Below are 14,232 nucleotides of genomic sequence, written 5' to 3'. Positions count from 1 at the left end.
AGTACCAGGCATTAATTATTAAGCGTATCGAGGTAGTCGCTGGCCACTTGGGATGGAGACAGCCCGTTAACGGCGACATCGGCATTGAGCGCTTGCAGTGTGACCAGATCAAGACTGGTGAAAACCTCATTGAGCAGCGTTTCTATTTCTGGATAGCTTTCAAGCACGCTTTCACGCACTACCGGGGCAGGCTGATACACCGGTTGCACGCCCTTGGTATCTTCCAGCACGACCAGCCCCAGCGCACTTAAGCCACCGTCCGTGCCATAGGTCATAGCGCCATTAACACCGCTGGTCTGTTGGGCGGCAGCACGCATGGTAGCGGCGGTATTACCACCAGAAAGCACCAACAGTTGATCATCACTCAACTCAAAACCGTAGGCTTCCTGGAATGCGGGCAGTGCTTGTGAAGATTCGACAAACTCAGCGCTTGCAGCAAATTTGAACTCACCGCCGTCAGCCAAATAGGCGGCGAGATCTTCTAGACTCACCAGCTCATTTTCCTCAGCCACATCCTCGCGGACGCTCATTGCCCAAGTGTTATTAGCGCTGGCAGGCTGCAGCCATATCAAGCCTTGCTGCGCATCCCGATCGCGCACTGTTTCATAAGCTTGATCTGCATTATTCCATACTGGACTATCGGTCATATCGAAAAAAAACGCGCCATTACCCGTGTATTCTGGGTAAAGGTCAATTTCACCCGCTTCAAGCGCAGTGCGGACAACGCTAGTACCGCCCAGCTGTAAGCGGTTTTCGGTCGCAATGTCATTGCGCTCCAGGGTCTGAATAATCAGCTCACCCAGAACAGAGCCTTCTGTATCGATTTTCGATGACACCACCACGGGCTCGTTAGCGCTGGCTTGGGAGAATGCCGCAAGGGATACAGCACATGCAGCGATTAAGGGCTTAGCAATGAAAAAATTGGCTGAAAAGCGCATCTTTGAATTCCTTTTGAAGCGGGCTTTTAAACGACGGAGGCTCTTATATAGTCATTATAAGAGCCTCCTGCATTTAAGTTAGCGCATAAGCCACCAACGAGAGAGAAAGGTTTTGGGTTAAGGTGCTTCAAATACCCAAGACGTGCCTTCTCGGGAGTCCTTGAGAATAATCCCTAATGCGGCAAGCTCATCGCGGATCGCATCCGCCTGGGCGAAGTCTTTATTCGTCTTAGCCTCAATGCGCTGAGCAATTTTCGCTTCGATCTCGCTCTCACTGAGCGGCATACCCTGCTGCTGTGTGCCTTTTAAGAACGTTTGTGGCACCTGCTGAAGAAGCCCCAAAACAGACCCAAGCTGCTTTAACTCGCCCGCCAGCCTGGCAGCTTCATTAGGCTGCTCTTGCTTGGCGCGATTGACCTCCCGAGCCAGCTCAAACATCACTGCCAGGGCTTCTGGCGTATTGAAGTCATCGTCCATTACCTGGGTAAAGCGTTCACGGTAAGCCGAAGCGTCCCCACTTGCATCACCATTTGCGTCAGCATCGCCTAGCTCAATACCTTCCAGCGCGGTGTACAAGCGCGTTAGCGATTTACGTGCCTCGGTCAGTGAATCAACCGAGTAGTTGATCGGGCTACGGTAGTGGCTAGCCACCAGCAGAAAGCGCACCACCTCTGGGTCGTGCTCGGCCAGCACATCGCGAATGGTGAAAAAGTTGCCCAAGGATTTGGACATCTTTTCCTGATTCACCCGCACGGCGCCGGCGTGCATCCAGGTATTGACGTAGGTTTTGCCAGTGGCCGCTTCGCTTTGAGCGATCTCATTTTCATGGTGCGGGAAGGTTAGATCCGGCCCGCCGCCATGAATATCGAAGGTATCACCCAGGCAGCAGGTCGACATCGCCGAGCACTCGATGTGCCAGCCAGGCCGGCCGTTACCCCAGGGTGACGCCCAGTGCGCCTCCCCCGGCTTGGCGGCCTTCCACAGCACGAAATCGAGCGGGTCTTCTTTATGAACATCCACATCAACCCGGCTACCTGCACGCATATCGTCTAATTGGCGATTATTGAGCTTGCCGTAATCAGCAAATTTGCGCACCCGATAGTAGACATCCCCGTTATCGGCCGCGTAGGCAAAGCCTTTTTCAATCAGGGTTTCAATCATGGCCACGATATCGTCGATATGGCCGGTGGCGCGGGGCTCATGGCTGGGCGGCAATACAAACAGGCGCGCCTCGTCTTCGTGCATGGCATCAATCATGCGCTCTGTCAGCGCAGTGATACTTTCGCCATTCTCGTCGGCGCGCTTGAGGATCTTGTCGTCGATATCGGTAATGTTGCGTACGTAGTTAACGTCATAGCCGCGCTCCCGAAGGTAGCGGGTAATGACATCAAAGGCGACCATGACGCGAGCATGACCTAAGTGGCAGTAGTCATACACCGTCATGCCGCAGACATACATGCTCACTTTACCCGCTTCCAGCGGGGTGAAAGGTTCTTTGCGGCGCGTCAGCGTATTGTAAATATGCATATGGCTATCCATGTTTGTCTTAGCCCTTCTGCTTGATTTTAGCCCAGCTATCTTTCAGCCCCACGGTACGGTTAAACACCAAATGCTCTGGTGTAGAGTCGTGGCGGTCAGCGCAGAAGTAGCCGATGCGCTCGAACTGGAAGCGTGACTCGGGGGTTGCCTCTGCTAGACTTGGCTCTCCAATGGCTTGGCAAACGACCAAAGACTCCGGATTAAGATGCTCTAGAAAATCGACATCTTTATCGCGATCAGGCTGCTCAACGGTGAACAGGTTGTCGTAAAGTCGGACTTCCATTGGCACGCCGTGTGCAGCGCTGACCCAGTGAATAACACCTTTGACCTTACGGCCTTCAGGGTTTTTACCCAGCGTATCGAAATCCACCGAGCAGTGCAGTTCGCTGATCTCACCGGCGGCGTCTTTGATGACCTCGTCACAACGAATCACGTAGCTATTGCGCAGGCGTACTTCTTTACCTGGCGCCAAGCGGAAGAACTTTTTGGGCGCATCTTCCATAAAGTCGTCTTGGTCGATATACAACTCGCGGCTAAACGGCACCTGACGCACCGTCATATCTTCACGGGCCGGGTGACCAGGGACTTCGTACACTTCCTGGTGATCTTCCGGCACGTTGGTGAGCACGACTTTCAGCGGCTTTAACACACACATGGCGCGCGGGGCATTGTCTTCAAGATCCGAGCGAATAGCGTGGGTCAACATGGCGATATCCACCAGGCCACCGTCGGCACGGGTAACGCCTATCATCTCGCAAAACTTACGAATAGACGCGGGCGTGTAGCCACGACGACGCATGCCGGAGATCGTCGGCATGCGCGGATCATCCCAGCCATCGACGATTTGTTCATCCACCAGCAGCTTCAGCTTACGCTTGGACGTCAGGGTGTAGTCGAGATTCAGCCGTGCAAACTCGATCTGGCGCGGCTTCGCGGGTACCGGCAGATTATTTAAAAACCACTCGTACAGCGGACGGTGATCTTCAAATTCCAGGGTGCAGATCGAGTGCGTAATACCTTCGATGGCATCTGACTGGCCATGGGTAAAGTCGTAAGAGGGATAGATTTTCCACTTATCACCGGTTTGGTGATGGGTGGCGTGGCGAATTCGATAAATTATCGGGTCGCGTAGATTGATATTGGGTGAGGCCATATCAATTTTGGCGCGCACGACCTTTTCACTTTCACCAAACTCACCTTCGCGCATGCGCGCCAGTAGATCCAGGTTCTCTTCGGCGCTGCGTTCGCGGTAAGGGCTGGCTTTGCCCGGCGCTGTTAAAGTACCGCGATACTCGCGAATTTCATCCGGGGAAAGATCGTCAACGTAGGCTTTGCCTTCACGCATTAAGTGCTGCGCCCAGGCATAGAGCTGGTCGAAGTAATCAGAGGCAAAACGCACTGGGCCGGCCCATTCAAAGCCTAGCCAACTGACGTCCTCTTTGATCGCATCGATGTAGGCCTGCTCTTCTTTGGCAGGGTTAGTGTCGTCAAAACGTAGATGACACTCGCCACCCAGTTGCTCCGCCAACCCGAAATTTAGACAGATCGACTTCGCATGGCCGATATGCAGGAAGCCATTGGGCTCCGGCGGGAAGCGCGTCACGATCTTAGTGACCTGGCCGCCCTCGATTTCGTCGCGTACTTGGTTGCGAATGAAGTTCGGCGCTGGGGTGGTCTCGTTGGTCATGATGGTGTTGATAACCTCGTGGTGGATGGCGTGCTGAACCGTGAAGGCGTGCTTTAAAGACATAGGATACTCCTATGGCCCTTCGCGGTGCAGGGCAAAACCGCTATTATAACGTGACGCCGATGCACAGCGCCAAGGCGAACGCCTTTATTGAACAGGAATTTATCTATGATCGTATTACAGACGAACCACGGTGACATCACCATCGCTCTTAACCACGAAAAAGCGCCGATTAGCGCAGCGAATTTTGAGCAGTATGTGCGCGATGGGTTTTATGACGGCACTCTGTTCCACCGAGTCATCGACGGCTTTATGGTGCAAGGGGGCGGTTTCGATAAGGAGTTTAACCAAAAGCCGACCCGCGACCCTATCGAAAACGAAGCCGATAACGGCTTGAAAAACACCGTTGGCACATTAGCAATGGCACGCACCCAGGATCCCCACTCTGCCACTGCGCAGTTTTTTATCAATGTGGGCGACAATAGCTTTCTTGATCACAGCGGTAAAAGCCTGCAAGGCTGGGGCTATGCGGTGTTTGGCGAAGTCGTTGACGGCATGGATGTTGTGAACGAAATTAAAAACGTTGCCACTTCGCGCCGGGGTATGCACGCCGACGTCCCCTCTGAAGATGTCATTATCGAGCGCGCATACGTCAAAGACGCGGAATAACGCGGGGAGCCTTATGCGCACACTGCTTGTTGCCGATCTTCATCTAAGTAGCGATACCCCTGAGATCAATCAGGGATTTTACCGCTACCTTGAGCACACGGCCCCCGGGGCAGATGCTCTCTACATCCTGGGTGACCTTTTCGATGCCTGGATAGGGGACGACCTGCTCGACGCCACCCATCATCCGCTTAGCGTTGTTGCCCATGAGGTGATTCGCCATTTACGCAAGCTTAGTAGCAACGGTACAGCGGTGTACCTCATGCACGGCAATCGAGATTTTCTGCTGGGCGAACGCTTCATAAGTGCCTGCCAGGCATTTCTGCTACCGGATGTTGAGGAAGTGGAAATTCAAGGCGTTCCCGTCTTATTGCTACACGGTGATAGTCTGTGTACCCAGGATGAAGCGTATATGGCTTTTCGCAAACAGTCGCGCAATCCAGAGTGGCAGGCACAGATGCTTGCGCTACCTTTGGAACAGCGCGTCGCACTTGCGCAGAGCTTGCGTACTCAATCCGGTGAAGCCAATGCTAATAAAGCTGAAGCGATTATGGATGTGACGCCACAAGAAGTTATTGCGCTGATGGAGCAACACGGCTTGACCACCATGATCCACGGTCACACTCACCGCCCCAGAGTACATGACTTAACGGTTGAGGACGTGCCTGCCAAGCGCTATGTGCTAGGCGACTGGGATGACCAGCACGGTTGGGATATTATCATTGAGCGCACCGATCATACTGCGCCTAGGCTGCGTCAGTTCTCTTTAACGGAACTACCTGATTTCTGACCGCTGTTTCCGGGTAGCAAAAAGCCGATCATGTGATCGGCTTTTTGCTATTGCTGTATTAAATTCGCATTAAGCGAATCTATCGCTCTATTTCTGCATCGCTGCGCAAGTCATCAATCAGTCCCTGCAGCACCGATTGGGCACGCAACTGCTCGGCCATTTGCGCAACAAATGTCTCCATCTGCTCATCGACCTCACCGACGCTTACGCTATCCAGCGCTACCACAGCAACACCTTGCGGTAGTTCAACCGTGCGATAGACGCTCTCACCCTCTTCAGGGCGCGGCATACGGAAGGCTTCCTGGACAATCAACTGAGGCACAGTGGTTTCAGCTTGACGGCTTACGCTGTTGGCTTCGAGCCAATCCACATCAACCTGTTGATCTTCTCGTAGGCCTTCGAGCAGTGCCTGCGCTTCTTCACGCAGCGCTTGCTGCTGCTGCTCAGCGGCCACTGAAATCTCGACTTCCTCACGTACCTCATCAAGCGGCAACAGAGTCGCATCGCGCTGTTCGGCAACCCGCAGAACCAAGCGACGATCCTGATCCAGCTCGATCACTTCGCTGTTGTAGCCCTCTTCAAATACGTCGTTGCTAAAGGCTGCCGACATTACGCCAGGCTCAGATAGCACCCCTTCAGCCTCATCATCACGAGCAAGCCAATCGCTCTCCTGCAGCGTTAGATCGAGCTCATCGGCAACGCTCTGCAAGTCGTCGGCAGCGAAGCTCTCATCAATCAGCTGTTGAACTCGCTGGTTAAACTCATCATCAACTTCGCGCAGCGCTACTTCCCGCGCCAACTCATCGCGCTGCTCTTCAAAGGTGGTGCCCTGAATATCAGTTACCTGAATGATGTGAAAAGCGTTATCCAACTCAACCGGCTGGGAAACATCGCCTTCTTCGAGGCCAAAGGCCGCTTCATCAAAGGTGTCGCCAAAGAAGCCACGGCTGATCACACCCAGATCGCCGCCCTCTTCTGCGCTGGCCGTGTCGTCAGAATAGCGCAAGGCGGTATCCGCAAACGAATCACCGCTGTCCAGGGCTTCCCGAGCAGTCTCAGCCAATTGCTGCGCCTCATCGCGAGTGCGCTCATTACCAAAGGTGATCATGATATGGGATACACGCCGGTCAGCATCACGATTTTGCTCGCGCCAGGCGTCACGCAGGGCCTCTTCGTCTACCTCAACCCCCTCCGCCATGGCTTGGCGGTCAATCAGCACATACTCAAGGCGCACCTGCTCAGGACGCTCATAGCGCTCCTGATGGGCATCGTAATATGCTTGTAGATCGCCCTCACTGACGTCGATATCGGCGTCAACATCGTCGCCGTCCAGCAAGATATAGCGGAAACTACGCTGCTGGCGCTGTAATTCAGCTAGCCGCTCTTGCTCGTTGGGCAGGCTAAAATCACTGAAGGCTAAGCCTTGCTGTAAATGCTGGCGCTGGATATCGACGCGTAACTCTTCACGAAAGGAGACCGGCGTATAGCCAGCGCCGGCGAGACGATTTCTAAACACCTCAGCGGAGAAGCGGCCATCCTGATCATGAAATTCCGGCAGACTGACAATCAACTGATCTAGCTGTTCTTCTGAAACGGCAAAGCCACCCTCTTCAGCGTATTGGGATAACAGCTGCTGGGTGATGAGTTGATCAAGCATATCGTTGCGCAATGCTCGTTCTTGCTCTGGCGGTACTTGGCCCGAACGCAGCGCGCGCTGAACCTCAATTTCAACCTGCTGGCGCATAATCGGCTGACCGTTGACGCTCGCTACTTCGTTCGGATCGCTGCCAAAAAGCCCAAACAGTGACTCAATCCCGAAAAGCGCCATGGCCGCGACCATAACACCGATAATAATTTTGGCACCCCAGCTCCTGGAGCCATCTCGAATACTTTGCAGCATGCTAGCCTCAGATAGTCACAGCCAAATACAGTGGCCCGCTAAACTCTTATGAACAGTGGGCCAGAAAATAACATGGGCGCATCGCCAGTGCGATGCGCCCATTAGGTTACAGCAAACGCGGTCAAATTAGTTGACGGCGTCTTTCAGCGCTTTACCTGCTTTGAAGCTGGGTACTTTTGCAGCGCTGATCTGGATTGGCTCACCCGTTTGTGGGTTACGGCCAGTACGAGCAGCACGCTCTTTGATCGCGAAGGTACCAAAACCTACCAGTGATACGCTTTCGCCCTTCTTAAGGCTATCGGTGACAGACTCCACCATGGCATCCAATGCGCGGGTTGCCGCTGCTTTAGGAATATCTGCAGACGCGGCAATGGCTTCAATCAGCTCGGACTTATTCACTCTTCACCCCTTGACTGTTTCAAAAAAATGGCTCTGAACGGCATGGTCACCGATGGAACGATCAAAGCATAGCTGCGTTTTATAGCAATGCCTTGAAACATCTGTCAAGCAACCATGCCGCGAAATACCCGCCACACAAGCAGCGGGCATATATTAAGTAAAATTAAAGACCAACGAGGACTTTAACAGCTTAATGAGTACTAGCAACGACGTTATTACTAAACGATGCTTCGGTGCTTTGCAATGGCGCACCACCTTCTACCTGATCAGCTAGCGCTACGGCTAAGACATCATCTATCCAGCGTACCGGACGAATATCCAATGCACCTTTGATATTGTCAGGTACTTCCTTGAGATCACGGCGGTTTTCTTCAGGAATTAGCACTGTCTTTATACCACCGCGGCGGGCTGCCAGCAATTTCTCCTTCAGTCCGCCTATCGGCAATACTTCACCGCGGAGATTGACTTCACCGGTCATTGCCACATCGCAGCGCACCGCCCGCTGGGTGTAAGCGGAAACAATCGCCGTCACCATGGCAATACCCGCACTGGGCCCATCTTTAGGCGTAGCCCCTTCGGGAACGTGGATGTGCAGATCCTCTTTTTCGAACCGCTCTGGATCAATGCCATACGCTTCAGCCCTGGCGCGGACCACGGTATGGGCAGCGCTCACCGACTCTTTCATCACATCGCCTAGCGAACCGGTCTTGTTAATACGCCCTTTGCCCGGCGTCACCACTGATTCGATGTTGAGTAACTCGCCGCCCACCGATGTCCAGGCAAGCCCTGTGACTCGGCCGATCTGGTCGTCTTGCTCCGCTAAGCCATAACTGTAGCGTCGTACGCCCGCGTAGTGTTCGATTTGCTCTGCCGTTAAGCTCTGGCCCGCTTGGTCGGCTTGCGGGTCACGCTCTTTTTCTAGCCGTTCACGCAACACTTTACGTGATACCTTGGCAATCTGCCGCTCTAGCTCACGCACACCCGCTTCTCGCGTGTAGTAGCGAATAAGCTCTAAAAGTGCGCTATCTTCCAGCGTTAACTCATCGCCTTTCAAGCCGTTCGCAGCTAGCTGTTTGGGCAATAAATAGCGTTTTGCGATCGCCAGCTTCTCATCTTCGGTGTAACCCGGTAGACGAATAATCTCCATGCGATCAAGCAGTGCGCTGGGAATATTCATCGAGTTAGCGGTACAGATGAACAGCGTCTCAGAGAGATCGTAGTCGAGCTCCAGATAGTGATCGCTAAAGCTGTTGTTCTGTTCAGGATCAAGCACCTCGAGCAGAGCAGAAGCCGGATCACCGCGGTGATCCATACCTAACTTGTCGACCTCATCCAACAGGAAGAGTGGGTTTTTAACCCCGGCGCGGCTCATGCGTTGCATCAACTTACCCGGCAAAGAGCCAATATAGGTACGCCGATGGCCGCGAATTTCCGATTCATCCCGGACGCCCCCAAGCGCCAAGCGTACATATTTACGATTGGTGGCACGGGCGATGGACTGGCCAAGGGAGGTTTTACCCACCCCTGGTGGCCCAACTAGGCATAGCACAGGGCCTTTCATTTTGCGCACGCGCTTCTGTACGGCAAGATATTCCAGGATGCGCGCCTTGACCTCCTCCAGGCCATAATGATCTTCATCAAGTACCTGCTGCGCTTTGACGAGATCATGCTTTACGCGCGTACGCTTTTTCCATGGAACGGCGACTAACCAGTCCAGGTAGGAGCGCACTACGGTCGCCTCGGCAGAGTTTGAGGCCATCATTTTGAGCTTGTTGAGCTCTTGTGTGGCTTTCTCAGACGCTTCCTTCGGCATGCCGGACTCTTTAATCGCCAGCTCGTACTTTTCGGCCTCATTGGGCACATTATCCAGCTCACCCATCTCTTTCTGGATAGCTTTCATCTGCTCATTGAGGTAGTACTCGCGCTGGGTCTTCTCCATCTGCTCTTTGACACGCGAGCGAATGCGCTTCTCTACTTGCAGCAGGTCTATTTCAGACTCGATCAACGCCATCAGATGCTCAATACGATCGCGCACTCGATCCATCTCAAGCAGCTCTTGCTTGTCGCCAATTTTGAGCGACAGATGGGCACAAATGGTGTCCACCAAGCGGCTTGGATCTTCAATCCCCGACAGTGAATTAAGCACTTCATTGGGGACTTTTTTGGAGAGCTTGACGTACTGTTCAAACTGATTGAGCAACACGCGAACCAGCGCTTCCTGCTCACGGCTGGTCAGCGGCTCACTCTCTCGGGGCGTTAAATGCGCCTGAGTGTAGCCTGCGGCATTCTCTTCGACATTGAGAACATCCGCTCGGAAATTACCCTCAATGAGCACCTTGACCGTGCCATCGGGCAACTTAAGCAGCTGCATGATATCGGCCACGGTGCCCATCGCGTAAAGATCCGCGTTGTCAGGCTCATCTTGAGACGCTTCACGCTGAGCCACCAGTAGCACACGCTTATCAGCCTCCATCGCCGCTTCGAGCGCCTGGATAGACTTTTCACGACCTACAAAAAGAGGGATGACCATTTGCGGATAAACAACCACATCGCGCAATGGCAAAAGGGGTAGACATTGTGTCTGTTCGGCGTTCTGCTGCATCGCAGACGTTCCTCGACAAATCGGATGAGTACTTAAAAGAGTACTTGGAAAAGTACTGCACACCTTTAAAAAATGCTGGCGTTTGAGACGTTAGCATTGCATAGGCGAAGCAGTAACACTTCACGAATTAGGCTTTATAGCTCTCTAGCTAGACCACCAGGCTTCACAACACGCTTTATAAGGGCTCTCTACGGCAGAGCTCTACAAGAACACTCTACAACAACAAGGGGTCGCCTTGGCGACCCCTTGATTTAGCGCAAGCGGTTGAAGCTGGGCCGCGATACTCGACTAGCCACTAGCCATCAGTGCCGTCGACACGTGCTTCTTCCTGCTGAGAGTAGATCAACAGAGGTTCGCTTTCTCCGGCAATCACAGAGCCATCGATGACGACTTTGCTAACGCCTTCCAGCGAAGGAATTTCGTACATGGTATCCAGCAGCACCGACTCTAAAATAGAGCGCAGCCCGCGAGCACCTGTCTTACGCTCCATGGCTTTTTCAGCCACCGCTCGTAACGCTTCATCTCTGAACTCTAGCGTTACATCTTCCATTTCAAACAGTTTGGCGTACTGCTTAACCAACGAGTTCTTGGGCTCTGTCAGAATCTGCACCAAGGCGTCTTCGGTGAGCTCCATCAGCGTTGCAATGATCGGCAGTCGACCCACGAACTCAGGGATCAAGCCAAATTTCACCAGATCATCTGGCTCGACATCGGCCAGCAGTTCACCCACCCCACGGGAGGACTCCTTGCTTTTCACCGCCGCATTGAAGCCGATACCGCCTTTCTCAGCACGATCACGAATAACTTTATCCAGCCCCGCAAAAGCACCGCCGACAATAAACAGAATGTTGCCCGTATTGACTTGGACAAACTCCTGCTGGGGGTGTTTGCGCCCGCCTTGAGGCGGCACAGAAGCCGTCGTACCTTCAATAAGTTTCAGCAATGCTTGCTGAACGCCTTCACCCGAGACATCACGAGTGATCGAAGGGTTATCCGACTTGCGTGAAATCTTGTCGATTTCATCGATATAAACAATGCCGCGCTCGGCTTTCTCGACGTCGTAATCGCATTTCTGCAACAGCTTTTGGATGATGTTTTCGACATCTTCACCGACATAGCCGGCTTCCGTCAGCGTGGTTGCATCCGCAATGGTAAAGGGTACATTCAGTAGCCGTGCCATGGTTTCCGCAAGCAGCGTTTTACCGCTACCGGTGGGGCCAATCAGCAGAATGTTTGATTTACCTAGCTCTACATCGCCGTCGCGTACATCGGTTTTCAAACGCTTGTAGTGGTTGTATACCGCTACGGAAAGCACCATTTTGGCGCGATCCTGTCCGATAACGTAGTCATCAAGCGTATGACGTATTTCACGAGGCGTAGGTAAACGCTCCTCATCGCTCTCGGCATCGGCTTCGAGAACTTCCTCGCGAATGATGTCATTACACAAGTCGACACACTCATCGCAGATATAGACGGATGGGCCCGCAATCAGCTTACGTACTTCGTTTTGGTTTTTGCCACAAAACGAGCAGTAGAGCAGTTTGCCACCTTCGTCTTTGCCTTTGCCGTCGGCCATTCGTATACCTCTATCACTGCGGCGGCTTTAGCCGCCGGAAAAGCTCGTTAGAAAAGCAGAATCCTATCACGCTATCAGGATGTAGGCCGCTTATCCAGCACTGCATCAATCAAACCATACTCTTTGGCTTTATTGGCGCTCATGAAATTATCCCGATCGGTATCACGTGAAACGCTTTCAATATCCTGACCCGTATGGTGGGCAAGAATTTGGTTCAGTTTCTCGCGAATACCCAGAATCTCACGGGTATGAATTTCAATGTCAGACGCTTGGCCTTGGTAACCACCCAGCGGCTGGTGAATCATGACACGTGAGTTGGGCAGGCAGTAACGCTTGCCAGCAGCGCCAGCTGTCAATAACAGCGCACCCATGCTGGCCGCCTGACCAATACACACCGTAGAGACATCCGGCTTCACAAACTGCATAGTGTCATAGATCGACATACCCGCGGTGACAGAACCACCTGGTGAATTGATATACAGGTGGATATCTTTATCGGGGTTTTCCGATTCCAGGAACAGCAGCTGGGCAACAACCAGATTAGCCATGTAGTCTTCTACAGGGCCTACCAGAAAGATCACACGCTCTTTTAACAGGCGTGAGTAAATGTCGTAGGCTCTTTCCCCTTTGGCGCTCTGCTCAACCACCATGGGCACTAAACCGCCGGCGTTTTGAATATCAAACTCACTCATTCAGGTGATTCCTTGCGTCCGGGAAGGGAAAGGCGCACCGACATAGAGGTGCGCCACGTTCCAGGGTGTTAGGCGCTCGCTTGCTCGCCCTCTTCAGCACCCTCATCTTGCTCTGCCTGCTGTTGCGCAGCGGCAAGGGCTTGCTGATAAGACATTTCAACGTCTTTAATGTTCGTTTGCTCAAGCAGCTTAGCCACCGCCTTCTCTTCGAGAATGGCGGATTTCACCTGGGTTTTCAGCTGCTCGTTGCCCATGTAGTAGCTCACCACTTCATCAGGATCTTGGTACTGCTCAGCAAGCTCGGTCACTTTTGCTTTGATAGCGTCATCGTCAGCATCGAGTTCGTTAGCTTTGATCACTTCCGCCAGCAACAAACCGACCTGAACACGGCCCTTGGCCTGCTCTTCGAACAGTTCGTTGGGCAATTGGCTGACATCAAAATCTTCTCCTAGGCCAAACTGCTGCGCCGCTTGGCGCTTCATGCCGTCAGTTTCCTGCTGAACGAGCGCGCTAGGCACCGGAATTTCGTTAACCTTTTTCAGCGCATCGAGCACTTGTTGCTTAACCCGGTTATCAACGGCTTGCGCCGCTTCACGGGTCATGTTTTTCTTGATTTCAGCGCGGAATTTTTCCTGATCGCCGCCTTCAACGCCAAAACGCTCGATAAATTCAGCGTCTACTTCGGGCAATTGCTGACTGCTGACTTTGTGTACCGTTACCTTGAAGGTGGCTTCTTTACCGGCTAAATGCTCGGCCTGGTAATCTTCAGGGAAGGTGACGTTAAGGGTCTTCTCTTCGCCCGCTTTGGCACCAATTAACTGCTCTTCAAAGCCTGGAATAAAGCTATTGGAACCAATGACCAACGTGTGGCCTTCGGCGCTGCCGCCTTCAAATGGTTCATCACCAATGTAACCTTGGAAATCAATAGTTACCTGATCACCGTCAGCGGCCGCAGCGTCCACCTCTTCCCAGGCCGCGTTTTGCTTACGCAGCGTATCGATCATCTCATCGACATCCGCATCGCTAACCGAAACCACCGGACGCTCAATCTCTGTACCTTCGATAGAGGTCAGCTCAACCTGCGGGTAGATCTCCATAACCGCAACAAACTCTAAATCTTTACCAGACTCATTGACCGATGGTTCAATTTGCGGGAAGCCAGCAGGGTTCAGGCCCTCTTCGGTAATAGCGCGCACATAACGCTCACGCATTACTTCGCTGACAACCTCGTTACGTACGTCTTGGCCGTAGCGCTGCTGTACTACTGCCATTGGCACCCGGCCCTGGCGAAAACCATTCAAGCGAACGTTCTTCGCGGTGTCTTTCAAGCGAGCACTAACGGCCCCGTCAATTTCGGCCGCCGGCACTTGAATGGTAATGCGACGTTCGATCTGGGAGGTCGTCTCGACAGAAACTTGCATGAATTGTCCTCTAACGGCTGGG

The 14,232-nt window shown here is 53.0% G+C and carries 11 protein-coding genes; 2 read left to right on the top strand and 9 right to left on the bottom strand.

Features of this window, described 5'->3' with window-relative positions; all coding sequences use genetic code 11:
• Positions 1-11: 11 nt before the first annotated feature.
• From KF947_RS00225 to KF947_RS00215, 3 genes are all read right to left on the bottom strand, one after another.
• The gene (locus KF947_RS00225) at positions 12-938 is read right to left on the bottom strand and encodes an ABC transporter substrate-binding protein (protein ID WP_227405140.1); all 927 of its coding nucleotides are present in this window, start codon (positions 936-938) and stop codon (positions 12-14) included.
• 117 nt (positions 939-1,055) lie between these two features.
• Positions 1,056-2,465, bottom strand: a complete 1,410-nt coding sequence (cysS, locus tag KF947_RS00220) for a cysteine--tRNA ligase (protein ID WP_223289022.1) — start codon at positions 2,463-2,465, stop codon at positions 1,056-1,058.
• A 19-nt stretch (positions 2,466-2,484) separates the two neighbouring features.
• Complete coding sequence (locus tag KF947_RS00215; protein WP_133732922.1) at positions 2,485-4,164, bottom strand: glutamine--tRNA ligase/YqeY domain fusion protein; 1,680 nt, start codon at positions 4,162-4,164, stop codon at positions 2,485-2,487.
• Positions 4,165-4,332: 168 nt separating this feature from the next.
• On the opposite strand from KF947_RS00215, the gene KF947_RS00210 reads away from it, so the two are divergent.
• Positions 4,333-4,833: a peptidylprolyl isomerase gene (locus KF947_RS00210; RefSeq protein ID WP_133732887.1), complete on the top strand. Its 501-nt coding sequence runs from the start codon at positions 4,333-4,335 to the stop codon at positions 4,831-4,833.
• A 13-nt stretch (positions 4,834-4,846) separates the two neighbouring features.
• Entirely contained in the window at positions 4,847-5,620 is a 774-nt protein-coding gene (locus KF947_RS00205; RefSeq protein WP_227405139.1) for a UDP-2,3-diacylglucosamine diphosphatase, read from the top strand.
• A 79-nt stretch (positions 5,621-5,699) separates the two neighbouring features.
• On the opposite strand, the gene KF947_RS00200 is transcribed toward KF947_RS00205, so the two are convergent.
• The 6 genes from KF947_RS00200 to tig form a co-directional block, all read right to left on the bottom strand.
• Positions 5,700-7,520, bottom strand: coding sequence for a SurA N-terminal domain-containing protein (locus KF947_RS00200; RefSeq protein ID WP_223289023.1), 1,821 nt, complete (start codon positions 7,518-7,520; stop codon positions 5,700-5,702).
• A 126-nt stretch (positions 7,521-7,646) separates the two neighbouring features.
• Positions 7,647-7,919 carry an HU family DNA-binding protein gene (locus tag KF947_RS00195; protein WP_035579518.1) on the bottom strand — a complete coding sequence of 91 codons (273 nt, stop codon included), beginning with the start codon at positions 7,917-7,919 and terminating at the stop codon, positions 7,647-7,649.
• A 190-nt stretch (positions 7,920-8,109) separates the two neighbouring features.
• Positions 8,110-10,521, bottom strand: a complete 2,412-nt coding sequence (gene lon, locus KF947_RS00190; protein WP_223289024.1) for an endopeptidase La — start codon at positions 10,519-10,521, stop codon at positions 8,110-8,112.
• Positions 10,522-10,816: 295 nt separating this feature from the next.
• Positions 10,817-12,097 (bottom strand): ATP-dependent Clp protease ATP-binding subunit ClpX, encoded by a 1,281-nt coding sequence (gene clpX / locus KF947_RS00185; protein WP_007114335.1) that lies wholly within the window; start codon positions 12,095-12,097, stop codon positions 10,817-10,819.
• 74 nt (positions 12,098-12,171) lie between these two features.
• Positions 12,172-12,789 (bottom strand): ATP-dependent Clp endopeptidase proteolytic subunit ClpP, encoded by a 618-nt coding sequence (clpP, locus tag KF947_RS00180; RefSeq protein WP_133732892.1) that lies wholly within the window; start codon positions 12,787-12,789, stop codon positions 12,172-12,174.
• A gap of 68 nt (positions 12,790-12,857) precedes the next feature.
• Complete coding sequence (gene tig, locus KF947_RS00175) at positions 12,858-14,210, bottom strand: trigger factor (protein ID WP_133732893.1); 1,353 nt, start codon at positions 14,208-14,210, stop codon at positions 12,858-12,860.
• Positions 14,211-14,232: the final 22 nt, after the last annotated feature.

Source organism: Halomonas sp. FeN2 (assembly GCF_020595105.1).
Lineage (GTDB): Bacteria > Pseudomonadota > Gammaproteobacteria > Pseudomonadales > Halomonadaceae > Vreelandella > Vreelandella neptunia.
Note: the sequence above shows the minus strand (reverse complement) of the source record. Positions and strands in the feature narration are given on the sequence as shown.

Coding starts and splice junctions, on each gene's coding strand:
- KF947_RS00225 (WP_227405140.1), bottom strand. CDS start 938: ATGCGCTTTTCAGCCAATTTTTTCATTGCTAAGCCCTTAATCGCTGCA.
- cysS (WP_223289022.1), bottom strand. CDS start 2,465: ATGCATATTTACAATACGCTGACGCGCCGCAAAGAACCTTTCACCCCG.
- KF947_RS00215 (WP_133732922.1), bottom strand. CDS start 4,164: ATGACCAACGAGACCACCCCAGCGCCGAACTTCATTCGCAACCAAGTA.
- KF947_RS00210 (WP_133732887.1), top strand. CDS start 4,333: ATGATCGTATTACAGACGAACCACGGTGACATCACCATCGCTCTTAAC.
- KF947_RS00205 (WP_227405139.1), top strand. CDS start 4,847: ATGCGCACACTGCTTGTTGCCGATCTTCATCTAAGTAGCGATACCCCT.
- KF947_RS00200 (WP_223289023.1), bottom strand. CDS start 7,520: ATGCTGCAAAGTATTCGAGATGGCTCCAGGAGCTGGGGTGCCAAAATT.
- lon (WP_223289024.1), bottom strand. CDS start 10,521: ATGCAGCAGAACGCCGAACAGACACAATGTCTACCCCTTTTGCCATTG.
- clpX (WP_007114335.1), bottom strand. CDS start 12,097: ATGGCCGACGGCAAAGGCAAAGACGAAGGTGGCAAACTGCTCTACTGC.
- clpP (WP_133732892.1), bottom strand. CDS start 12,789: ATGAGTGAGTTTGATATTCAAAACGCCGGCGGTTTAGTGCCCATGGTG.
- tig (WP_133732893.1), bottom strand. CDS start 14,210: ATGCAAGTTTCTGTCGAGACGACCTCCCAGATCGAACGTCGCATTACC.